General features: G+C 69.1%; 16 protein-coding genes. 4 read left to right on the top strand and 12 right to left on the bottom strand.

From position 1 onward, the window contains the following. Positions 1 to 5: 5 nt before the first annotated feature. The 5 genes from QLH51_RS15920 to QLH51_RS15900 all read right to left on the bottom strand — a co-directional run bounded on the left by QLH51_RS15920 (position 6) and on the right by QLH51_RS15900 (position 6,767). Entirely contained in the window at positions 6 to 3,176 is a 3,171-nt protein-coding gene (locus tag QLH51_RS15920; protein WP_125655680.1) for an efflux RND transporter permease subunit, read from the bottom strand. A gap of 255 nt (positions 3,177 to 3,431) precedes the next feature. Further along, entirely contained in the window at positions 3,432 to 4,685 is a 1,254-nt protein-coding gene (locus QLH51_RS15915) for an efflux RND transporter periplasmic adaptor subunit (protein WP_206428888.1), read from the bottom strand. Then, complete coding sequence (locus QLH51_RS15910; RefSeq protein ID WP_125655682.1) at positions 4,682 to 5,089, bottom strand: hypothetical protein; 408 nt, start codon at positions 5,087 to 5,089, stop codon at positions 4,682 to 4,684. The genes QLH51_RS15915 and QLH51_RS15910 overlap by 4 nt, the downstream gene beginning before the upstream one ends. Before the next feature lie 336 nt (positions 5,090 to 5,425). Further along, the gene (locus QLH51_RS15905) at positions 5,426 to 6,037 is read right to left on the bottom strand and encodes a TetR/AcrR family transcriptional regulator (RefSeq protein WP_125655684.1); all 612 of its coding nucleotides are present in this window, start codon (positions 6,035 to 6,037) and stop codon (positions 5,426 to 5,428) included. An 82-nt stretch (positions 6,038 to 6,119) separates the two neighbouring features. Further along, the gene (locus tag QLH51_RS15900; protein ID WP_164516087.1) at positions 6,120 to 6,767 is read right to left on the bottom strand and encodes a TetR/AcrR family transcriptional regulator; all 648 of its coding nucleotides are present in this window, start codon (positions 6,765 to 6,767) and stop codon (positions 6,120 to 6,122) included. A gap of 87 nt (positions 6,768 to 6,854) precedes the next feature. On the opposite strand from QLH51_RS15900, the gene QLH51_RS15895 reads away from it, so the two are divergent. From QLH51_RS15895 to QLH51_RS15885, 3 genes are read left to right on the top strand one after another with little or no spacing between them, the layout of a single operon-like run. After that, on the top strand, positions 6,855 to 8,318 hold the full coding sequence (locus QLH51_RS15895) for an efflux transporter outer membrane subunit (RefSeq protein ID WP_125655688.1): 1,464 nt from the start codon (positions 6,855 to 6,857) through the stop codon (positions 8,316 to 8,318). Then, entirely contained in the window at positions 8,311 to 9,447 is a 1,137-nt protein-coding gene (locus tag QLH51_RS15890) for an HlyD family secretion protein (protein WP_125655690.1), read from the top strand. The genes QLH51_RS15895 and QLH51_RS15890 overlap by 8 nt, the downstream gene beginning before the upstream one ends. 22 nt (positions 9,448 to 9,469) lie before the next feature. Continuing rightward, positions 9,470 to 10,996, top strand: coding sequence for a DHA2 family efflux MFS transporter permease subunit (locus QLH51_RS15885; RefSeq protein ID WP_125655692.1), 1,527 nt, complete (start codon positions 9,470 to 9,472; stop codon positions 10,994 to 10,996). Between the two features lie 208 nt (positions 10,997 to 11,204). Here QLH51_RS15885 and QLH51_RS15880 read toward each other — a convergent pair whose 3' ends face one another. From QLH51_RS15880 to tssK, 6 genes are read right to left on the bottom strand one after another with little or no spacing between them, the layout of a single operon-like run. Beyond that, complete coding sequence (locus tag QLH51_RS15880; RefSeq protein ID WP_125655694.1) at positions 11,205 to 13,016, bottom strand: serine/threonine-protein kinase; 1,812 nt, start codon at positions 13,014 to 13,016, stop codon at positions 11,205 to 11,207. After that, a complete protein-coding gene (locus tag QLH51_RS15875) occupies positions 13,013 to 13,768 on the bottom strand; it encodes a PP2C family protein-serine/threonine phosphatase (RefSeq protein ID WP_125655696.1) in 756 nt (251 codons plus the stop codon). The genes QLH51_RS15880 and QLH51_RS15875 overlap by 4 nt, the downstream gene beginning before the upstream one ends. Beyond that, positions 13,765 to 14,211, bottom strand: a complete 447-nt coding sequence (tagF, locus tag QLH51_RS15870) for a type VI secretion system-associated protein TagF (RefSeq protein ID WP_125655698.1) — start codon at positions 14,209 to 14,211, stop codon at positions 13,765 to 13,767. The genes QLH51_RS15875 and tagF overlap by 4 nt, the downstream gene beginning before the upstream one ends. After that, positions 14,208 to 17,702 (bottom strand): type VI secretion system membrane subunit TssM, encoded by a 3,495-nt coding sequence (tssM, locus tag QLH51_RS15865; protein WP_125655700.1) that lies wholly within the window; start codon positions 17,700 to 17,702, stop codon positions 14,208 to 14,210. The genes tagF and tssM overlap by 4 nt, the downstream gene beginning before the upstream one ends. Further along, on the bottom strand, positions 17,702 to 19,066 hold the full coding sequence (gene icmH, locus QLH51_RS15860; RefSeq protein WP_206428889.1) for a type IVB secretion system protein IcmH/DotU: 1,365 nt from the start codon (positions 19,064 to 19,066) through the stop codon (positions 17,702 to 17,704). The genes tssM and icmH overlap by 1 nt, the downstream gene beginning before the upstream one ends. Further along, positions 19,063 to 20,400: a type VI secretion system baseplate subunit TssK gene (tssK, locus tag QLH51_RS15855; RefSeq protein WP_206428890.1), complete on the bottom strand. Its 1,338-nt coding sequence runs from the start codon at positions 20,398 to 20,400 to the stop codon at positions 19,063 to 19,065. Before tssK ends, icmH begins: the two co-directional genes overlap by 4 nt. 131 nt (positions 20,401 to 20,531) lie before the next feature. Here tssK and QLH51_RS15850 point away from each other — a divergent pair, with 131 nt between their 5' ends. After that, positions 20,532 to 21,854 carry a M23 family metallopeptidase gene (locus tag QLH51_RS15850; protein WP_125655704.1) on the top strand — a complete coding sequence of 441 codons (1,323 nt, stop codon included), beginning with the start codon at positions 20,532 to 20,534 and terminating at the stop codon, positions 21,852 to 21,854. Positions 21,855 to 21,856: 2 nt separating this feature from the next. Here the strand turns inward: QLH51_RS15850 and QLH51_RS15845 are convergent. After that, the coding region (locus tag QLH51_RS15845) for a CPBP family glutamic-type intramembrane protease (protein ID WP_283514636.1) at positions 21,857 to 22,301 on the bottom strand (445 nt) is incomplete at its 5' end.

The following is a 22,301-nucleotide window of genomic DNA, read 5'->3' as shown; positions in this document are numbered from 1 at the left end:
GCTCCTTATTCTGCGGGCTGCAGCTGTGCGTCGGCGGCGGGCCGGCGGAACCGCAGGCGATCGCCGAGCGCACGGCAGACGACGTAGAAGGTGGGGGTGAAGACGAGGCCGAAGCCGGTGACGCCGAGCATGCCGAAGAAGACGGCCGTTCCGAGCGCCTGCCGCAACTCGGCCCCTGCCCCGGTCGCGATCAGCAGCGGCACGGCGCCAAGCACGAAGGCGAAGCTGGTCATCAGGATCGGGCGCAGGCGATCGCCCGCCGCGCGCACCGCTGCTTCCACCGGCGACAGCCCGTCCTGCATCTCCGCCTGCCGCGCGAATTCGACGACGAGGATCGCGCTCTTGGCGGCCAGCGCGATCAGCACGACCAGTCCGATCTGGGTCAGGACGTTGTTGTCCATGCCGCGCAGGTTCACGCCGATCATCGCCGCCAACAGGCACATCGGCACGATCATGATGATCGACAGCGGCAGCACGAGGCTTTCATACTGCGCGGCCAGCACGAGGAAGACGAACACGACGGCAAGTGCGAAGACGATGGCGGCGGTGTTGCCGGCCAGCTGCTGCTGGAACGCGATGTCGGTCCATTCGGTGCTGTAGCCGCTGGGCAGCGTTTCGCTGGCGAGCTTCTCCATCGTCAGCAACGACTGACCCGACGAGAATCCCGGTGCGGTGTTGCCGTCCAGCTCGACCGCCGGGAACATGTTGTAGCGGACGACGCGGTACGGACCGGTCTTGTCGGCAAAGGTCGCGAGCGACCCGATCGGCACCATGCCGCCGGCGTTGGAGCGGGTCTTGAGGTTGGCGATGTCGCTCTCGGTCGCGCGGAACGGTGCGTCGGCCTGGGCGGTCACGCGATAGGTGCGGCCGAGCAGGTTGAAGTCGTTGACGAATGCCGACCCCAGATAGACGTTCAGCGCCTCGAACACCCGTTCGGGCGGCACGCCGAGCAGATCGGCCTTCGCCCGGTCGATATCGGCGAAGATGCGCGGGGTGGCGGTGTCGAAGAAGGTATACGCACCCGCCAGGCCCGGCGCCTGATTGGCCTTGGCGATCAGGGCATAGGCTTCCTTGCCCAGCGCCTGATAGCCATGGCCACCCTTGTCCTGCACCATCATGCGGAAGCCACCGGCGGCACCGATCCCCTGGATCACGGGCGGGGGCACGATCATCAACCGCGCTTCGGTGATGTCGGCAGTCGCCTTCTGCGCCTCGGCCATGATCTGGCTGACGTGGATGCCCTTGCGATCCTTGAAGTCCTTGAGCGGGATGTACGCCGCGGCGGCATTGGGCGCGAGCGTCTGCGACGGGCCGTCGAACCCGGCGAGCATCACCGCGCCCTTCACCCCGTCGAGCGGCAGGATTCGGCTGGCGACCTTGCGCATCACCGCGTCGGTGCGTTCGACCGACGATCCCGACGGCAGCTGGATGACCGTCAGGAAATAGCCCTGATCCTGTTGCGGGATGAAGCCGGTCGGCGTCGTCCACAACATGCCGATCGTCGCGGCGATCAGGCCCGCATAGGCGATCATCACCCGCTTCGGCCGCGTGACCAGCGCATGGGTCATCCGGCTGTAGCGCTCGCTCATTGCCTCGAACCCGCGATTGAAGCCGTCACCGGCACGGCGCAGCGTCCGCATGAAGCGCGACGTGACCGGCGCGTCCTCGGCATGCCCTTTCAGCAGCAGCGCGGCGAGTGCGGGCGACAGGGTCAGCGAGACGATCAACGAGATGATCGTCGCGGTCGAAATGGTCGCGGCGAACTGCTGATAAAAGGCGCCCGAAATGCCGTTCATGAACAGCGTCGGGATGAACACCGCGCACAGCACCGCGACGATCGCGACCAGCGCCCCCGCCACTTCGTCCATCGAGGTGAACGCCGCCTGCAACGGCGTCATGCCGCGTGCGAGATTGCGCTCGACATTCTCGACCACGACGATCGCGTCGTCGACGACGATGCCGATCGCCAGCACCAGCCCGAACAGCGACAGGTTGTTGAGCGAATAGCCGACCAGCAGCAGCACGGCGAAGGTACCGATCAGCGACACCGGGATCGCCACGACCGGGATGATCGCCGCGCGCCACCGCTGGAGGAAGACGATGATGACCAGCACGACCAGCACGATCGCCTCGCCCAGCGTCTTCATCACCTCGTCGATCGACTGGGCGATGAATTCGGTCGGGTTGTAGATGACGCGATATTCGAGGCCCTTGGGAAAGGTCTTTTGCAGCGTGTCCATCTCCGTCGTGATCGCTTGCGCCGCGGCCAGCGCGTTGGAGCCGGGACGCTGGAACACGCCCAGCAGTACGGTCGGCTCGCCCGACAGATAGGTGTTGGTCGAATAATCGGCCGCGCCCAGTTCGACGCGGGCGACGTCGCGCACGCGGACCTGCCGGCCGCCGGCATCGGTGCGGATCACGACATCGGCGAACTGCTGCGGTTCGGTCAGCCGGCCCTGCGTCTCGACGTTCAGCTGAAAGGCATTGCCTTGGTTATAGGGTGGCTGGCCAAGCGTACCGGCCGCGACCTGGACGTTCTGCGCGCGCAGCGCCTGCACGATTTCACCCGCGGTCAGGTTCAGCGCAGCGGCACGGCCGGGATCGATCCACACCCGCATCGCATAGTCGCGCGCGCCGAAGAGCTGGACGTCGCCCACCCCCTCGATCCGCGCCAGCCGGTCCTTGACCTGCGTCAGCGCATAGTTGGACAGATATTGCGTATCGAGCGACCGGTCGGGCGACACGAGGTTGACGACCATCAGGAAGTCCGGCGTCGTCTTCTTGGTGACGATGCCCAGCCGCTGCACCTCCTGCGGCAGGCGCGGGGTGGCGATCGCGACGCGGTTCTGCACCAGCACCTGCGCGGCGTCGAGGTCGGTGCCGGGCTTGAAGGTGACGGTGATCGTCACCCGCCCGTCGCCGGTCGATTGCGACGACTGGTACAGCATGCCGTCGACGCCGTTGATCTCCTGCTCGATCGGTGCGGCGACGGTTTCGGCGACCGTCTCGGCTGCGGCACCCGGATAGGTCGCGGCGACCGTGACCGTCGGCGGCACGATGTTGGGATATTGCGAGATGGGCAGCCCGAAATAGGCAAGGCCGCCGACGATCGTGATGACGACCGCGATGACCCCGGCAAAGATCGGGCGCGTGATGAAGAAGCGCGACAGGCGCATGCAAGCCTCCTCGCCCCGACGGGACGCGGTCAGAGGGAAATGATTTCGTTGCAAGCTGACGAACGCAAACCAGTCCGTTCGTCCTGAGTAGCCACTGAGCTTGTCGAAGGGGCGTATCGAAGGACCGCCACGGGTGCTTCGATAATGATCGGGTGAACCATGCCCCGCATGGTTCAGGATCGTCCGGGGGACGATCCGACCCGATCATCCTCGACTGCGCTCAGTCCCTACTCAGCATGAACGGTTTTTTACGCTTCAGTTGCCCGCAAAAGTCGCTTCGCCGATCGTCGCCGCCGGTTTCGGCGCGGCAGCGGCGCGGGTCACGGCGATCGTGGCGGCACGGACCTGAACCCGGGTGCCGGGCATCGCCATCTGCGTTCCGCTGACGACGATCCGATCGTTGGGATCGAGCCCCGACTTGACGATCCGCAAGCCATCGATCACCGGCCCGAGCGTGACCGGCCTGGCAGCGACCGTGCCGTCGGGAGCCACGGTCAGCACGGTCTTGCGCGCCTGATCGGTCTGGATCGCGACGTCGGGGACCAGCAGCGCGCGCATCGAGCCCGCGTTCGCCAGCCGCATGTTGCCGAACATGCCGGGCGTCAGGAACAGGTCGGGGTTGGACAACACCGCCCGCCCCCGCACCGTGCCCGATCGCGGATCGAGCCCGTTGTCGGTGAAGTCGAGTCGCCCGGTACGGCTGTACGCCGCCTCGTCCTGCAACCGCACTTCGACCGCCGAGCCTTCGGCGCCCGCCCGCTTCGCTTTCAGGAACAGCCCTTCGGATGCGTCGAACGCGAAGTAGATCGGGTCGAGCGCGTTGATCGTGGTCAGCAGCGTGCCGGTGGTATCGCCGGCCGAGACGAGGTTGCCGGCATCGATGCGACGGTCGGAGATCCGCCCCGAAATCGGCGCGCGCACCTGCGTGAACTCGATGTCGAGCGCCCGGGCCTGCACCCTCGCCTGCGCCGCGACCAGTGCCGCCTGCGCGGCGCGGACCCGCGCATCGAGCTGATCGAGATCGCTCCTGGACACCGCATCGTCGGCGGCCAGCCGGTTCGCCCGGTCGAGATTGGCGCGCGCCAGCGCAAGGTCGCTCGCCGCACCGGCGACGCTGGCGCGGGCTTCGGCCAGCGAGGCTGCGAACGGGCGCGGATCGATGGTGAAGAGCAACTGCCCCTTGCGGACGATCGCCCCGTCGGTGAAGTGGACACCGGTAATCGCGCCGGCGATGCGGGGACGTACTTCGACCGACTTCGACGCTTCGAACCGGCCGACGAAATCATCCCATTCGGTCACGTCGCGGACCAGCGGCCGGGCGACCTCTACCGTCGGCGTCGGCATGGCGGCGACCGCCGGGCTGTCCTGATGCAGCACGCCCCAGGCAGCGCCAAGCGCCACGACGGGGACGGCGATCCAGCCGGCGCGTCGCCAGCGCGAACGGGTGGGCGGCGGCACCGATGCCGTATCGGCGTCGTCCGGCGGGCGAATGGTGGAAATCATGTTCATGCGCGTGCCTTTCGCGTCGCCTGCGCCACGCTGATGCTGGCGAGCATGGTTTCATACTGGTCGCTGTTGAACCCGGCGTCGAAGAAGGCGGCGAGTTCATGGACCGGTACAGCAAAGCCGCGATGCCAGCTGAGCACCGCCATGCGCCGCAGCGCCTCCAGCTTCGGGTCGGCCAGATTGGGATCGCGGCGGCGGGTGCCGAACACCTTGCCTAGCGCGATCGACAGCGGCGACGGTTCGCGCAGCGACGCCATCCGGTCGCGCTGCGCCAGCGCCACCACCGACCATTCGAGCGCGCTGAGGCCGGTGGGGGCGGCGCTGGCGGGTTCAACGACGGGTTCCGGCCGATCGAGGATGGCGGGGGTGGCGAACAGCGTGTCGCCGGAGAAATCGACATAGGCCATGAAAAATCCTCCCAGTCAGGCAGAGGCACGCAGCGACGGACGCGCGGGGGCGGTCGCCCGAGCCCGTGGTCGGGCAGAGGCGCTGTTGCGGGGACGCAGGCCGGCACGGCCCGACACACGAATGTCGGGCATGGTCCGGTCTGCGGATGATGAGATACGCTTGGGGTTGCGCGTGCCGCCGAACTACGGGGCGGACACCGCGCGGAAATCAGGTTCGAGCATAGCGGCATCCTTGCGAGCGCCGGGACACCGCTGCGATGCCCTCTTCTATACTGACTGGTATATTAACGGCGGATCGTTCCGTCAACGCCTTTTGTACCGGTCGGTAGAAAAATTCTACCGCCCCGGCCACATCATCAGGCTGGTGTCGACGACCCGTTCCAGATCGGCGCGGGTCGCGCCCGATCCGGCCTGCACCGCCATCCCCTGCAGGATCGCGTAGAGATAGCCGGTAAGCCCGGGGATATCGACGTGGTCGGGCAGGTCGCCATCGCGCTTGGCCTGTTCGAAGCGCTCGACCAACGCCGCCTGCGACGATGCGCGGCGTTTTACGACGTCTGCCTTGATCGACACCGCTTCGGCACCGCACGCCGTCATGCTGATGACGCCCAGGCACCCCTTGGGATCGCAACTGCTCATCTGCGCGTCGATCGCGCCGCGCATGAAATGCTCGGCGACGGCGCGCGCGGTCGGCTGGTCCAGCGCGTCGCGCATATACTCCAGCTTTTCGGCCTCGTAGAGGTCGAGCGCCTTGTGGAACAGCGCTTCCTTGTTGCCGAACGCGGCATAGAGGCTGGGCTTGGTGATCCCCATCGCCTCGGTCAGATCGGCCATCGATGCGCCTTCATAGCCTTTCGACCAGAAAACGCCGAGCGCCGCCGCGAGCGCCCGCTCGGTGCAGAATTCGCGGGGGCGGCCCTTGGGCGCGACAGTGGCAGTGGTTTCCATAACGTCCGGTACATATTCCTTCGGGCATTTTTCGCAAGGGTTACCGGACGCGCCGGCGTTATCGCATGGCAAGGGCGCGGCTCTATGCCTGCGACGGTCCGGTTGCGAAAAGGCGCAGGAAATACCCGACGAACCGGCGGGCATCGGCGTCCATGCCCTCGCTTCCGGGCGGCTCGACGCCCCACAGGCGCCGGTTCTGCTGCGCCGCGGTCATGCCGATCAGCACCCGCGCCATGTTCAGCGCACCGTCGTCGCGCAGCCGCCTCGCATCGATCTGCTGCTGGATATAGCCGACCAGCGCACGCTCGATATGGCCGGCGGCCTGCTGGTAGAAAATGCGCCCGACTTCGGGAAAGCGCCCGCTTTCCGCCATGACCAGTCGCCACACCGCCAGCGCATCGGCATGCGACGTCTTGTTCATGAAGCTGCGACAGAACTTGACCAGCGTCGCCTCGAGGCCGCCGGGCGCGTCGAGTTCGGCCATCACCTGCTGGCGAAACGCAGCCGTGACCTCGGCGATGACCGCGCCGAACAGTTCCTCCTTCGACGGGAAATAGCTCCACAGCGTCGCCTTCGACCCGCCCAGCGTCCTGAGCAGCCCCGACATCGATGTGGCGGCATAGCCTTCCTCGAGAAACGAGCGCCGTGCGGCGGCGAGGATCGCTGCCCGGCGGTCCTGTTTGCGCACCTCGCGCAAGGTCAATGGACGGTCGCCGGGTTCGGTCGTCATATACTGTACTATACGGTACAGTTTCGCGTTGACAAGCGCACGACCGGGGATCATGGGAAAAACCGTACCCACTAGTACGGTTTTCCGATGACACGATCGATTTCCACGAAAATCGCCCGGCCGGCGGCGCTCGGCGCTGCGCTGCTGGTGTCCGGCTGTGCGAGCCTACCCACGCTCGCGCCCGCGCCGACGGTCGCGCCGCCGGCATCCTATGCCAGCATACGGAGCCTTGCCGCTGCTCCGACCGCGGCATGGCCGCAGGATACATGGTGGCAGGCCTATGGCGACCGACAACTCGATACGTTGATCGCGGAGGCCCTGACGGGATCGCCCGACCTCGCCGCTGCACGCGCCCGGGTGCTCCAGGCGGACGGCTATGCGCAACAGGCCGGTGCCGCGCGCCTCCCGACGCTCGACGTCGCCGGTAATGCGGGACTGACGAAGCAGAGCTACAACAACGGCATTCCCGCCGATTTCGTGCCGAGGGGCTGGAACGACACTGGCCGGGTCGAGGGGCAGCTCGGCTTCGACCTCGACCTGTGGGGTCGCAACCGCGCCGGCTATGCCGCGGCACGTTCGGATGCCGACGCCGCCCGGCTCGATCTCGCACAGGCGCGGCTGACGCTGTCGACGAACGTCGCCAGCGCCTATGCCGATCTCGCCGGGCTGTTCGCCGCACGCGCGGTGCAGGTGAATGCGCTCGAGGTGCGGCAACAAACGGAACGCCTGACCGCCGATCGCGTCACCGCCGGGCTGGATACGCAGGCCGAACTGAAGCAGGCGCGCTCGGCCGTCCCCGCCGGCCGGGCCGAACTGGCCGCGACCGACGAACAGATCGCGCTGACCCGCAACCGCATCGCCGCGCTGCTCGGCGCTGGACCCGATCGCGGCCTGTCGCTGACCGCGCCGCGCGCGGCGATCGCCCGACGCCCCCTGCCCGCCACCGTCACTACCGACCTGATCGCCGGCCGGCCCGACATCGTCGCCGCACGTACGCGGGTCGAGGCGGAGGCGAGCCGGGTGAAGGTCGCGCGTGCCGATTTCTACCCTTCGATCCGCCTGTCGGCGGTACTCGGTTTCCAGTCCTTCGGTCTGGACAACCTGTTCAAGGGCGGCTCGACCGCGGGCGCGGTCGGCCCTGCGATCAACCTGCCGATCTTTCGCGGCGGCGCGTTGCAGGGTCGCTATCGTGTGGCCCGCGGCGGATATGACGCGGCGGTTGCCGATTACGATCGTACCGTCACCGACGCCTATCGCGCGGTCGCGGACGCGGTGGTCAGCCAGCGCGCGCTCGACACCCGCCTCGCGCAGTCGCGCGAGGCGCTGAACGACGCGCAGGGTGCCTATGACGTCGCCCGGCTGCGTTACGAAGGGGGGCTGTCCCGCTTCCTCGACGTGCTGACCGCGCAAGACCGGGTGTTGCAGGCGCGACGGATCGTCGCCGACCTGGAAGCCCGCGCCTTCACCATCGACATCGCGCTGGTACGCGCGCTCGGCGGCGGGTTCGCCGCGCCTGCCGGACAGAGCAACGAGGATCCGACCCATGGCTGATTCCGAAACCGCCGCCCCGCAGGACACCGGCGCCACCCGTCCGAACAAGCGCAGGAAACTGCTGGGCGGCATCGCCGCGATCGTCCTGCTGGGCGGCGCCGGCTATGGCACGTGGTACGCGCTGGTCGGCAGCCACTATGTCGAGACCGACAACGCCTATGTCGGCGCCGATACCGCGCAGGTGACGCCGATGGTCGCGGGACAGGCCGTTGCGGTGGACGTGTCGGATACGCAGGCGGTGCGACGCAACGATGTGCTGGTCCGCCTCGACGACAGCGATGCGCGCATCGCGGTCGCCGCCGCCGAGGCCGACCTCGCCAAGGCGCGCCGCGCCTTCGGACAGACCGCCGCGACCAGCACCGCGCTGTCGGAACAGGTTCGCGCCCGTGCCGCCGATATCAGCAGCGCCCGCGCCCAGCTCGAATCGACCGAGGCCGCCTTTGCCAAGGCGCAGGTCGATTACGACCGCCGTCGTCGCCTCGTTTCCGCAGGGGCGGTATCGGGCGACGAGCTGACCGCCGCGACCAACGCCCTTGCCGCCGCCCGCGCCGCGCGCGAACAGGCGCGGGCCGCCGTTGCGCAGGCATCGTCGCAGCGCGGCGCCGCCGCCGGCAACCTTGCCGCCAATCAGGCCCTGATCGAGGGCACGACCGCCGCGAGCGCCCCCGACGTCCTCGCCGCCGAAGCGAAGGTGCGGCAGGCGCGGCTCGACTTGGAGCGGACCGTGATCCGCGCGCCGATCGACGGCGTCGTCGCCAATCGCACGATCCAGGTCGGCCAGCGCGTCGCCTCCGGCGCGACGGTGATGCGGATCGTGCCGGTCGGGCAGGTCTATGTCGATGCGAACTTCAAGGAAGGCCAGCTCCGAAAGGTAAAGCCGGGCCAACCGGTCAGGCTGACCTCCGACCTGTACGGCGGCGACGTCGAATATCACGGCCGGGTCGTCGGCTTTTCCGGCGGCACCGGATCGGCCTTCGCGCTGATCCCGGCGCAGAACGCGACGGGCAACTGGATCAAGGTCGTGCAGCGCCTGCCGGTCCGGGTCGCGCTGGATCCGCGCGAACTGGCCGCGCACCCGCTGCGCGTCGGCCTGTCGATGACCGCCGAGGTCGATATTTCGGGCCGATAGTCCGCGGTTGAGGAGTTCGGTCATGGCCGCCCAAGACGATTTCAAGCCGTTCAGCGGCGCAACGCTGTGGCTCGCCGGGCTGGTGCTGGCGCTGACCAACTTCATGGTCGTGCTCGACACTACCATCGCCAACGTGTCGGTCGGGCATATCGCCGGGTCGCTCGGCATCTCGACCAGCCAGGGCACGTGGATCATCACGTCCTATGCGGTGGCGGAGGCGATCTGCGTGCCGTTGACCGGGTGGCTGGCCGGACGGTTCGGGACCCTGCGGACGTTCGTCGTCGGCATGATCGGCTTCGGCATCTTCTCGATCCTGTGCGGATTGTCGACCAGCCTCGCGATGATCGTCGTCGCGCGCATCGGCCAGGGGCTTTGCGGCGGGCCGCTGATGCCGCTGACCCAGACGATGCTGCTGCGCATCTTCCCCCGGGAACAGCATGGCCAGGCGATGGGCCTGTGGGCCATGACGACGGTCGTCGCGCCGATCCTCGGCCCGATCCTCGGCGGGACGATCAGCGACAGCTGGTCGTGGCACTGGATCTTCTTCATCAACATTCCGGTCGCGATGGTGTGCGTATTCGGCGCGCTGCGCCTGCTCAAGCCCGCCGAGACGAAGCGCGAGAAGCTGAAGGTCGACAAGGTCGGTCTTGCCCTGCTGGTGCTGTGGATCGGCGCGTTGCAGATCATGCTCGACATCGGGCGCGAGCACGACTGGTTCGACGATCCCACGATCGTCGTGCTGGCACTGGTCGCCGCGATCGGCGCGGCGGTGTTCATCGTATGGGAACTGACCGAGCGTCAGCCGATCGTCGACCTGCGCGTGTTCCGCCATCGCGGGTTCACCGTGGCGGTCTGCGCGCTGGCATTCTCGTTCGGGACGTTCTTCGCCTCCGTCGTGCTGATTCCGCAATGGTTGCAGGCCAGCCTCGGCTACACGTCGACCTATGCCGGCTATGCCACGGCGTTCAACGGCGTCGGCGCGGTCATCATGTCGCCGATCGTCGCCCAGCTGATGAAGAGATACGATCCGCGCGCGCTGGTGTGCTTCGGCATCTTCTGGCTGGGGGGCATGTCGCTGCTGCGCGTCGGATGGACGACCGGCGCCGACTTTTGGACGCTGGCCTTCCCGCAGATGCTGCAGGGGTTCGGTATGCCGTTCTTCTTCATTCCCCTGACCACCATCGCGCTGGGCGCCGTTGAACCGCAGGAAACGGCGTCGGCGGCGGGCGTCATGAGCTTCCTGCGGACCATGGCCGGCGCGATCGGCACGTCGATCTCCACCACGCTCTATGCCGACAGCATGACCATCGCGCGCAGCGAGATGACGTCACGGCTGAACACCGACGCCACCGCCAATGCCCTGATGGCGCAGGGCTTCTCGTTGGAGCAGGTCCGCGGCGCGATCGAGATGACCGTGACGCGCGAGAGCAGCACGCTGGCGATCAACCACCTGTTCCTGCTGTCGGCGATGGTGTTCGCCGTCTCCGCGCTCATCATCTGGCTGGCACCCCGGCCCAGGCGCATGGCAAAGCCGGGCGAGGCGCATTAGAGTCTGATCCAACCCTGTTGAAACGGGCGTCATCCAGCGAAGGCTGTGGCAGCGCGCAGCAGGAGCCGATGGAGACCCCAGCCTTCGCTGGGGTGACGGTTCCATGCGAATGGATCGAACTTTAGGCCGGTCTCCGCCGTCACCGCGCAACGGGGCTGGATGGTCGTTGGCCGACTTGCTGCGATCGGCATTCCGGACCTGTCCGTGGTCACCTTGCGCGCGGCGCCGTCGATTCGAACCACACCATGTCGGTGCGCCAGCCGCGCTCGCCGGCCAGCGTGGCGATCCGGTCGCGCCATTCGCTGCCGCGCGCGCCCAGCGGCGGCGCGACGACGGCCGTATCGAACGGACCCTTGCCGGTCACCAGCAGCACGCCCGACCAGCCGGCATGGTCGAGGTCGATCTGCATCCGGTAGCGATCGTTGCCGAGGTCGGTGATCGGCGAACCCTGACGCGACGCGCGCAGGGCGGCCATGAAATCCGCCCGGTCGACGACGATCCGTTCGATTCGCCCCGACGGCTCGATCCCGAACAGAGCGAAGTCGAGCGACGGGTCGGCGATGTCGATCAGCACCAGCGCGTTCGCCGCCATCTTGCCGGCATAGGTCGAGGTCGCGTCCTGCTGCCGCATCTCGAAGCGGCGCTGCGGCACGCTCAGCCAGCTGCGCCCGTTCGCGCGGATCTGACGAAAGGCATCGAGCGCGGCGCAGCCCGCCGGCGTGATGAGCGCGACATCGGCGAAATCGATGTTGCGGGCACGGCTGCCGCGATCGCCGAGCGCCTTCGAAATCTCGGTCTGGGCCTGTGCGGGATCGCCGGCGACACCCGTCAGCGCGACGTCGATACCGCCGCCCTGCGCCTTGAGATCGGTGATGCTGAGCCAGGTGCAACCGACCGACGGCAGCGCGGCATCGATCGCAGACCTCGCGTGCTGCACGTCGTCCGCCTTGACCATCACCGGGGCGGCGGAATTGCCGGTGGTGTCGTTCCCGCCGCGTACGAAGAACAGCAACGCCACGAGCAGCAGGACCGCAACCACACCGCCCGCGATCCACCATTTTCCGAACGGATGCCCGGCGGTCGCGCCGGGAACCTCTGCGACGTCGAGCGCCGCCAGCACCGCATCCATGTCGCGCAGCCGCTGCGCAGGATCGGGGCGGACCATCCGTTCGACGACACCGCGCAACGGGACCGGCACCGCCGACAGGTCCAGCCCCGCCCGCCGCTTGTCGACGGCGTCGACCAGCGTTCCGCCCAGCCCGAGATCGGCCCCCCGTGCCACGGCGAGGATCAGCAGGCCGAGGCTGTAGACATCGGTCCACGGACCCAATGCCCGATCGAAATCGCCGAGCTGTTCGGGCGCGACATAGCCGAGCTTGCCCGCGAACCCGTCGCCGACGATCGTCGCGGTCCCGGGATCGAGGTCCTTGGCGATGCCGAAGTCGATCAGCTTGGCCCGCGACAGCGTGCCGCCGCCCAGCAGCACATTGTCCGGCGCCACGTCGCGATGGATCGCGCCCAGCCGATGCGCCGCCGCCAGTCCCGAGGCGAGCCGCCGCAGCAACGCGCCAAGCTCGGCCGGATCGGGTCGCAGCGTCGCCAGCACGTCCGACAGGCTGGTCCCGTCGATATATTCGGTGACGATGTAGAGGACGCCCAGTTCGGGCTCCATCGCCAGCACGCGATACTGCACCACCGCTTCGTGGTGCAGGCGGGTCAGCGTCTGCGCCTCGCGCTTGAACAGGGTGATGACGTTGGGATCGGCGGCCAGCGCCGGCAGCATCACCTTGATCGCGACGCGCTCGTCGGTGGCGAGGTTCGCGCCTTCGAACACCTCGCCCATGCCGCCGCGCGCCAGGAAGCGGCGGACGACGAACATGTGGTTCAGCACGTCGCCCGGCTGGATGCCGGCGCTGCGCGGTGCTGCGGGCGCGGGATGGGCCGGATCGAACACCGTGCGGTCGCCGTCCTCGCCCATGCCGGGCTGGAACACGGTGCGGTCGTCCTCGTCGCCGGTCATGCCCCGCCCGCTCCAAGGGAAAGTGCCGTCGCCTCCTCCACCGCGACCAGCACGATCGTCACATTGTCGGGCGCTCCGCCGGCCAGCGCGCCCGCGATCAACTGGTCGAGCGCGGCCTGCCGGTCGGGCAGCGCCAGCGTCGCGGCGATCGCCGCCTCGTCGGTCGTCGCGGTCAGCCCGTCGCTGCACAGCAGGAACACGTCGCCGGGCAACGCATCGTCGGTCACGACATCGACCGCCAGCCGCGCCCCGACCCCGACCGCGCGCGCCAGCACATGGCCACGCGGGTGATCGCGGGCCTCCTCGGGCGAGATCAGCCCGCGATCGACCATCTCCTGCACCTGGCTATGGTCGCGGGTCAGCGGATGCAGCACTGCGTCCCGCAGGACATAGGCGCGGCTGTCGCCGACCCACACCGCGGAAAAGCACCCGTCGCGCACCAGCAGGGCGACGACGGTCGATCCCATCTGCTGCGTCCGGCGCTGCGCCTCGCTCCAGATGCGGCGGTTGGCGCTGTGCACCGCGTCCGCCACGGCACGGGTCGCGTCGTGGAAATCGCCGGGCAGCACGACCGCCTCCAGCGCCTGCACCACCGCGTTCGACGCCCAGTCGCCATGCGCATGGCCGCCCATCCCGTCGGCGACCGCCCACAGCCCCAGCTCGTCGCGCGCGCAGAACCGGTCCTCGTTGATCCGCCGCTTGAGCCCCGGATGCGTCGCTGCCACGGCACGGATACGGACCGCCCCGCTCATGCCAGCATCTCGCCGATCAGGTCGCCCGGACGCTCTCCGGTCAGCACCCGACCGTCCGCACCCGTCCAGCGCCCCACCGTACCCGCCGGCCGCGCCGCCGCCATCGCCAGCCGATCCACGTCCCAGCCCTCCATGATTGCCGACCGCAACAATTCCTCGCACGCCGCCGGCTCCAGCGTCGCGCCATCGGCCAGCAGCAGCACTGGATAGCGCCGCCCGACCGCATCCTGCGACGCGGCGATGGCGCCCGCGACACCGTCGCCCTCCGCCAGCCACGGCTGTGCCGCATCGAACCGGTCGGCGAAGTCCGCGCCGTGGCGATCGCGCGCCGCCAGCAGCGACGCCGACAACCACGTGTCGAGCGCGGCGCGCTCCTCCGCCGCCATGCCCCGCGCGACGAAGTCGCCATGCGCGGGCAGCTTGCCGAACACCCGCGCGGTCATAGCGTCGCCGGGCAACGGAACGACCACAGCCCGGCCCGGCTGAACGGGTTGCGCCTGGACGGCAGTGCGATCTTCAGCGTCGTGCGCGTCGCGCCTTCGCCCAGGCTCGCCTCGATCGCCTGTTCGCCGGCATTGCGCTTCTCGGCGCGGTCCATCAGCCGGAACAGCGCCCACGGACCCTCCGTCTCGATCCGCGCGATCTCCGGCCCCGGCGGCGCATCCGCTCCGGCCGGTGCAGCGCCCGTCACCGCCGGCCCGTACAGCACCAGCGACGCCTCGGGCAGGCCGCCATTGGCCGACCACAGCAGCGGACGCGGCTGGTTGCCGGTCGGGGTGAAGCGATAGCGCGTACCCCCGCTCGACAGCTCGACCGTCGCCACCCCTTGCCCGAAGCGCGCCACCGCGACCTTGATCGGCAGCCCGCCGGCCAGCAGGTCGCGCAGCTCGACCGTCCGTGCCAGCGCCTCCGGAGTCGCGGGGTTCAGCGCGGCGGCAACCGGATCGCCATCGCGCCAGCGCCACACCGGCCCGGCGGTGTCGATCATCGACGCCAGCCGCTGTTGCACGAACCCGTCGAACACGCCGCCCATGCCGAATACGCGCAAGGTTTCAGCCATCGGTGCGTCTGGCGCACCCGCGAAGAAAGGGTAGTGCTCCTGGGCAACCCCCTTGCACGCCGGAAGGACGGTCTGCGCATAGGCGTCGGTCACCGCACCACTCGCCGCGCCGACCTGCGCCGCGGCACCGCCCCCGGCGGCGGCGTTGACGAACGACTGCAACTGCTGCGGTGCCTGTGCCGCCGATGCCTTGACCGTCGCCAGCGCGGAGGCCATCGCCGCCTGCGTCGCATCGGACCCGCCGCCGCCCCCGACCGACTGCGCCGCGATCACCGCCTGCCCCGCCGCCTTGATCCCGGCGATGAACTCGTCGATCGGCGCCGATCCCCGCCCGTCGCCGACATATTCGTGCAGGTTCTCGAAATAGACGGTGATCTCGTCGCCGGCGTCCAGCCCGCTCGCCCGGTCGCGCCCGATCTCGTTGGCGACCCGGCCGATCCGCGAACGGTTGAGGCCATACCGTCCGGCCCGCGCCAGCCCCGCCTTCGCCCCGCCGGTGAAGATCGTGTTCTTGCGCAATTCCAGCAGCACCCGCTTGAGCGGCGACGGGCTCTTGGTCAGCGCGCCGAACGCCGCCGGATCGCGGAAATAGGCGCCGGGCTTCATCGTCTCGATCATCCCGTCCCAAGCCGCGATATAGTCCTTGGCATACAGGCCGGCCACGCCGGGGCGCACGTTCGACAATTCCTCGCCCACGCCGCCCGCACCCGCGCCGCCCAGCACCCACAGGTCGCGCTTCAGGTCCTGCTGCACGGTGGCAAGGCCGGGGAGATAGGTCTTCTCATAGCCCGCGCGGGTGAAGAAATAGGGGATGCGATACGCTGCGACCGCATCCGGATTGGCAAAGGCCAGCACATCGCCCTGCGACAGGATGTTGGCCGCTTCCCATGCCGCCCCGGCCGACGCCGCCTTCTGCCGCATGACGGCATAGGCGCGGTCGGCAAGGCTGAGCGTCTGCACCGCCGCACGGGCCGACGCGACCAGCCCGGCATCGAGCGGCGGACGGCGATTGGCCCAGACCGACGCCATGTCGCGATCCTCCAGCAGCGCGTCGAGATGGCGGGTCAGCGCGGTACGCTCCGCTTGGCTGTCGGCGCCCGGATAGAGTTCGCCGGCCCAGTCGGCGGTGACCCACGCCTTCACCGCCTTCGCATCCATCGGCCCCTGCTGGCCCAGCATCAGATAGACTTTCAGCGGTTCGTACAGCCGCATCGGATCGCGCCCGTCGGCGCGCATCACCGTCTCCAGCCGCAGCAGCAGGCGCGGCAGCATGATCCGGCGCAGCGCCACGCGATAGCTTTCCTCCGCTTGGCTGCTCAGGCTCGACTGGTACAGGCCGAACGTCATCGCCAGCGGCGGTCCGCCCGCGCGACGCTCGGCATAGCCGCGCGGCAAGTTGCGCAGGGTATCGAGCGCCGGCAACGCGGCGCGCAGATCGGCATCGTCCTCGCGCACCTGCACCAGGTCGACGCCAGCCTCGCGCAGCTGGTTTTCGGCCAGTTGCGCGCGTTCCGCCAGCAGGTTCTGGAACGCGCGGTTGCGGGCATAGCTGAACCCCCATGCCGTCAGCACCAGCGCGGTGACGATCCCGACCGCCGCCAGCGCCGCGACCAGCCGCGCGCGGTGCCGCGTGCGGGCACGCAGGTCGGTCGATCCCAGCCCGGCTTCGGGAAACATCACCTCGGTCAGCAGGCGGTTGAGGAAATAGGCGCGGCTGCGCGTCTCCACGCCCCCGGCCGGTGCCTCGTACACGTCGCCCATCGCGGCGAGGATGCGGTCGAGCGGTGCGCCTTCCTGCACGCCGCTGGTCAGGTAGAAGCCGCGCAGTTGCGCCGGGGCATCCTCGCCCGCGACGAACGCGCCCTCGGCAAAGCGCATCAGCCGCGCGCGCAGGCTGCGCAACTGGGCCGGGAAGCCCAGCATCATCCCCCGGCGGCGCTGGTCGACCTCCTCGAACAGCCGCCGTGCCTGCCGGTCGGCGATCGCCTGTGCCGACACGTCGAATGCCTGCGCCAGCGCCTCGGCACCGGGGCGGCCGTCGCCATAGGGCAGCGTCGCACCGAACACCGCGCGCCGTCCCTCGACGTCGAGGTCGTCGAAATAGGTGTCGAACCCGGCCAGCAGGTCGGCCTTGGTCACGATCAGATAGACGGGCACCGCCGTTTCCAGCGTCCGGCGCAACTCGACCAGCCGCCGCCGTACCGCGCTCGCATGGGCGTCGATCGCCGCGCAGTCGCTGCCGACCAGCGTATCGACGCCGATCGCCACGATGATGCCGTTGATCGGCTGCGCCGGGCGATGGCGCCTGAGCAGGTTCAGGAATGCGCTCCACCCCGCCGCATCGACCGTCGCGTCCGAATCCTGCGTGGTATAGCGTCCGGCGGTATCGACCAGCACCGCTTCGTCGGCGAACCAGAAATCGAGGTTGCGGGTGCCGCCCACGCCCTTGGCCGCCTGTTCGACGAAGGGAAAGCGCAGCCCCGAATGGAGCAGCGCGGTCGTCTTGCCCGCCCCCGGCGGACCGATGATGACATACCACGGCCGGCTGTAGAGATAGTCGCGCCGCCCGCCCGATGCGGAACGCAGCTTCGCCAGCGCCTCGCCCATGCGGCCGCCCAGCGCCTTGCCCTCTTCCTCGGCGGCATCCGGCCCGGCGAGTTCCCTCGCGATGGCATCGGAACGCTGCTTCGCACGCCACCGCCGCCAGCCCCACCATGCGCCCCACAGCAGCGCGATGCCGACGACGAACGCGATGCGTACGCTCCACGGGCGAAAGAAGGCGAAGAACAGCGGCAACGCGAACACGACGATCAGCGCCAGCACCAGCGCCGACAACAGCGTGACCGCATACCAGTTGGTGAAGAACCGCCGCATCACGAACGCCTCGGCACGATGATCTCGACTCGGCGGTTCTGCGACTTGCCCTCGGGCGTGTCGTTGGTGGCGATCGGCACGCTTTCCCCCAGCCCCTTGGTCGTCACCCGCGACGGATCGGACAGGTCGTCGCGGATCAGCCGCCCGACCGTCTCGGCGCGCGCTTCGGACAGCGCCATGTTGTCGGGGAAGCGGACCGTCGCGACGCGATCGTTATCCGCATGACCCTCGATCAGCACCGATCCCCGCTCCCCCTCGATAGCGCGACCGATACGGTGGAACAGCGTCTCGCGACCGGCCTCCAACGCGTCCGACCCGGATTCGAACAGCTGCCCGACGGTGGTGCGCACCCGCACCGTCTGCGCATCCTCCTCGACCGTCACAAGCCCTTCGCGGATTTCGGGTTCGAGGAACCTGGCGAGGCGCGATGCCTGTTCGCTGCGCGCCGCCGCCATCGCCTCGGCCGGGCGCGACAGCGTCAGGCGGCTGTCGGGGTTCAGCGCGGCGAGGCGGTCGGTCGGCATGTCGCCGCTCGACGCCAGCATCAGCCGCAACACGGCATAGACCAGCACCAGCAGCGCCAGCGCCCCCGCCGCCGCCAGCGCGAGGATGTTCATCCCGATGCGGGCCGGCGGGGCCTTTTCCCCGCGCCAGTTCGGCACCAGCTCGACCTGCGACAGACTGCGGACATGCGGCAGCGCGCCGTACAGCCGCGTCATGATCTCCTGCAACCGCCGCCGCCCGTCGGGCATCACCCGGAACCGCCCCTCGAACCCTGCGGCGAGGCAGGCATGGAACAGCTCGATCAGGTCGAGATTGTCATGCGGCGTGCGCAGCATGTCGTCGACCAGCTGCCAGAAGCGATCGCCGCCGATATTCTCGTGGAAGAACTGCACGACCATCGAGCGTCGCGCCCATTCGGCGCCGTCGGTGCCGATGCCCGGCAGGTTCTGCGCGATGTCGTCGGCGGTCGCGCACACGGCATATTTGGCGCGCTGGCGCTTTTCCTCGGGGTAATGCGGTGCGATCGCCCGTTCGAACGTCGCGATCGCCTTGGCGCATTCGCGGTGGAACTCGGGCATCGGCATCCGTACCCGCCCGGCGCGTACTGCCGCCAGCAACGCGAGGACCGGTTCGGCCTCCGCCAGCATGACGTTGCGCACCCTAGGTGGCGTCGCCGGCAGCGGCACATCGTCCTCGGCCAGTCGCGACGGGGCCAGGCCTGCCCCGCCCGGCGCATGACCGGTGCGCGACAGCGGCGGCGGCGCGCCATAGCCCGCGTCCGGCGCGGCGTTGCGCCGCAGCCCCTGCAAGGGCGACGGTCGGAAGACCGTCTTGTCACCGTCGTCGCCGTCTTCGGTCACCGCGCGCTCCGTTTCACGCACCACAGTTCGAGCTTCAGCCCCGGCCAGTCACCCGCGACATGCAGCCCCAGCGCCGTCGCCTGCTGGAACTCGGCCCAGTCGGGCACGCCGCGATCCAGCTCGAAATAGACGAAGCCCGGCAGCACGCGCAGCTGCGGCGGCGGGGTGGGGGTGTGGCGCAGCGGGACGCCGGGCAGCGCGGAGTCGACGATCTGCCGCATCCGCTGCACCGCGCCGATCTTCGCGACCGAAGGGAACAGCCCGCGGATCTCCTCGACCGGCGCGGCGGCCGATACCGCGAGATAGAAATAGCCGGTCTGGTACAGCCCATGGTCGGTGATCCGCGACACATACGCCCCCGGTCCCGCCTGATCGAGCGGCAGCTGCACCGCCGATCGTTCGAACACCGCCGACAGCATCGACTGGAGCAGGTCGAACACGGGATCGAAACACTGTTGCGGATCGACATGGTCGTAGCGCGGCAGCGGCGGGGCGCGGCGTTCGGGACGTATCAGCGTCGCCAGTTCGCCCGCCATCGACACCAGCGCCTCGAACAGCCGTTCGGGATGGACCATCGGCAGGTGCTGGAGATGGTCGAGCACCGGCAGCCAGCGGTTGAGCGCCTGCAGCAGCAGGAACCCCGCAAAGGTATCCGACCCGCCATCGGTCGCCTCGACCGCGCGCAACGCCAGCTCGCCCGCCCGCTGCCCGGCGCGCCCGGCGATATCCGACAGCCCGCCGCGCAGCCGTGCCGCCGCGGCGATGTCCAGCGTCGCCGGGATATAGCGGTCGTCGAGCATCAGCCGCTTGTTCTGGACCTCGCGCACCTTGACCAGCCCCAGCGTTACCCGGCCATAGGTCTGGTCGCGCGTGACGCCGAAGCGCAGATTGGGGCGGGCGAGGCCGACCGGCTCGCTGGTCCGGTCGCTCGAAAAGGAATCGGCGACCTCGGCGTCGTCGACCAGGAAGCGCGCGTCGAGGCTTTCGCTGTCCGCCTCGCGGAACTGCACCGCGCCCGGCTGCGACACCGGCAGCGTCAGCGAAATCAACGCGTCGCGGGCGTCGGCGGGGATGTCGAGCGGCGGCGGCGGCGGCATGTCGTCGGGAATCGCGAACGGCGTGCCGTCGGGCAGGATGCCGGTCGCGCGGGTCACGGCGAACTTGCCCAGCGTCGCGACATCCTCGTCGATGACCAGTTCGGTCAGACCCCAGGGCCATGGCCGGATCGACGCAATGCGCGCGTTCAGCTGCGCTTCGGCATGGCGATCCTGCGCCTGAAAATGCTGTGGCCGCAGGAACATACCCTCGGACCACGCCACCCGGTTCTTTACCAACCCTGCCCCCCTTTTCGGCGGTACTGCCTGTGTGAACAGTTTACCGGACCCAAGACATTGCCAGATCGTTTCGCCCCGGCAATAGCTGCCGGAGGGACGCCCGGCGCCGCTATTGGTTCCAAGGACACACCATGCAGTTTCGCGATGATGCCGAACCGTCCTACGACCCGCGCTCGTGGAGCCGTCCCCGGCCGGTGCCGACGCCTGCACCGCCGGTCGCCACGCCGCACGTCGCAGGCCGCTCGCGGAGCAACCTGCCGCTCGTCGGCGGGGTGGCGGTCGCGCTGGGTGGCGCATTCCTTGCCTTCACCGCGCGGCCGACGGAAGAGAATGCGACGGTGCCGACCCCCGCACCTGCGGCGGCCACCGGCGAAACCTTCGACCAACGTGTCCTCAATATCGCCACGCCCGGCGCGATCGCGCCGACGCTCCGATCGCTGGGCGTCGCACCGGCCGATGCCGACCGGGCCGCCGGACTGGCGCAGCAGGCGCTCGGCGACACGCCCGGCCTGTTGCGACTCGACGTGACGCTCGCCGGCGCGAAGCTGCACGCGCTCACCGCGACCCATGTCGATGGCGGCGGCGTCGTGATCGAACGGAGCGGCGACGGCACGCTCGCCGCCAGGTCGCTGTCGGCCAAACTCACCCGCCGGATGCGCTTCGTACGCGGCGAACTGGACGGCGAGAGCTTCTACAGCTCGGCGGTGGCGGCCGGGGTCAGCGACGTGCTGGTCGGCGCCTTCGCCAACGCGTTCCGCTACGACTTCGACATCCAGCGCGAAGTATCGCAGGGCGACGTGTTCGAGGCGGGGTTCGAGGAACGCGTCAACGCCGATGGCGAGGCGGTCGGCGCGCCGCGGCTGGTCTACGCCTTCCTCTCCACCCCGGCCAGGACGCGCGCGCTCTACCAGTATCGCCTGCCAGGCGATGCGGAGGCCGAATGGTTCGACAGCAGCGGGCGCAGCAGCCGCCGGTCGCTGATGCGCACGCCGGTCGATGCCGCACGGATCAGTTCGGGCTTCGGCATGCGGGGGCATCCGATCCTCGGCTTTCGCAAGATGCACCGCGGCACCGACTTCGCCGCCCCCACCGGCACGCCGATCTTCGCCGCGGGCGACGCCACCGTGTCCTTCGCCGGGATGAAGGGCGCCAACGGGAATTTCGTCCGCCTGCGCCACGACAATGGCTGGGAAACGCTCTACCTGCACATGAACCGCATCGCCGCCGCGATCGTCCCCGGCAGCCGCGTGGCGCAGGGAACGCAGATCGGCGAGGTCGGCACCACCGGCCGCTCGACCGGCCCGCATCTTCACTACGAGGTTCATGTCGACGGACAGGCGGTCGACCCGATGTCGATCGAGACCGGCGGCGGCCGCTCGATCCCGGGCGCGGCGATGACTGCGTTCCGCAAGATCCGAGACGCGATCGATGCGAAGCGGGCGGCCACGATGTAGCGTCATGCCGGCCGCCGCCAGACGACCAGCAGGATCGTCGCCAGCAAGGCGGCGCTCATCGCGATACTGGCGTTCAGTCCCGCCCCGGATCCGCCCCATGAAGCAGCGCCCGACAGGTCGAGGTCGATGACCGATCCGAATGTTCCGACGCCGGGGTTCGGGTCCAGCCCGACCCCCAGCTGCTCGATCGCATTCCACGCGAAATGCGCCCCGATCGCGGCGCCCAGCCCGCCGCGCAACGCCAGCAGCCCGAACAACCCGCCGCCCAGCAGCATGTTGACCAGCATGACCGGCGCCGTCCCTGCCAGCACGGCATGGAGCGCGGCGAACGACGCCGCCGTCAGCGGCACCGCCATGCCTGCCCCCACCGCCCGCACCAGCAGCGGCTGGACATGGCCTCGGAACATCACCTCCTCGGCCGTCACCTGCAACAGGACGGTCAACAGC

Origin of the sequence: Sphingomonas sp. 2R-10 (assembly GCF_030062225.1) — a bacterium.
In the GTDB taxonomy this organism is placed as follows: domain Bacteria; phylum Pseudomonadota; class Alphaproteobacteria; order Sphingomonadales; family Sphingomonadaceae; genus Sphingomonas.
This window is presented reverse-complemented; position numbering and strand designations above follow the sequence as displayed.

Bases quoted from the DNA above. Each gene is read 5' to 3' on its own strand.
- QLH51_RS15890 (WP_125655690.1), top strand. From the start codon at position 8,311: ATGGCTGATTCCGAAACCGCCGCCCCGCAGGACACCGGCGCCACCCGT.
- QLH51_RS15920 (WP_125655680.1), bottom strand. From the start codon at position 3,176: ATGCGCCTGTCGCGCTTCTTCATCACGCGCCCGATCTTTGCCGGGGTC.
- QLH51_RS15850 (WP_125655704.1), top strand. From the start codon at position 20,532: ATGCAGTTTCGCGATGATGCCGAACCGTCCTACGACCCGCGCTCGTGG.
- QLH51_RS15905 (WP_125655684.1), bottom strand. From the start codon at position 6,037: ATGGAAACCACTGCCACTGTCGCGCCCAAGGGCCGCCCCCGCGAATTC.
- QLH51_RS15880 (WP_125655694.1), bottom strand. From the start codon at position 13,016: ATGACCGGCGACGAGGACGACCGCACCGTGTTCCAGCCCGGCATGGGC.
- tagF (WP_125655698.1), bottom strand. From the start codon at position 14,211: ATGACCGCGCGGGTGTTCGGCAAGCTGCCCGCGCATGGCGACTTCGTC.
- tssM (WP_125655700.1), bottom strand. From the start codon at position 17,702: ATGCGGCGGTTCTTCACCAACTGGTATGCGGTCACGCTGTTGTCGGCG.
- QLH51_RS15895 (WP_125655688.1), top strand. From the start codon at position 6,855: ATGACACGATCGATTTCCACGAAAATCGCCCGGCCGGCGGCGCTCGGC.
- QLH51_RS15875 (WP_125655696.1), bottom strand. From the start codon at position 13,768: ATGAGCGGGGCGGTCCGTATCCGTGCCGTGGCAGCGACGCATCCGGGG.
- QLH51_RS15915 (WP_206428888.1), bottom strand. From the start codon at position 4,685: ATGAACATGATTTCCACCATTCGCCCGCCGGACGACGCCGATACGGCA.
- QLH51_RS15900 (WP_164516087.1), bottom strand. From the start codon at position 6,767: ATGACGACCGAACCCGGCGACCGTCCATTGACCTTGCGCGAGGTGCGC.
- QLH51_RS15885 (WP_125655692.1), top strand. From the start codon at position 9,470: ATGGCCGCCCAAGACGATTTCAAGCCGTTCAGCGGCGCAACGCTGTGG.
- QLH51_RS15910 (WP_125655682.1), bottom strand. From the start codon at position 5,089: ATGGCCTATGTCGATTTCTCCGGCGACACGCTGTTCGCCACCCCCGCC.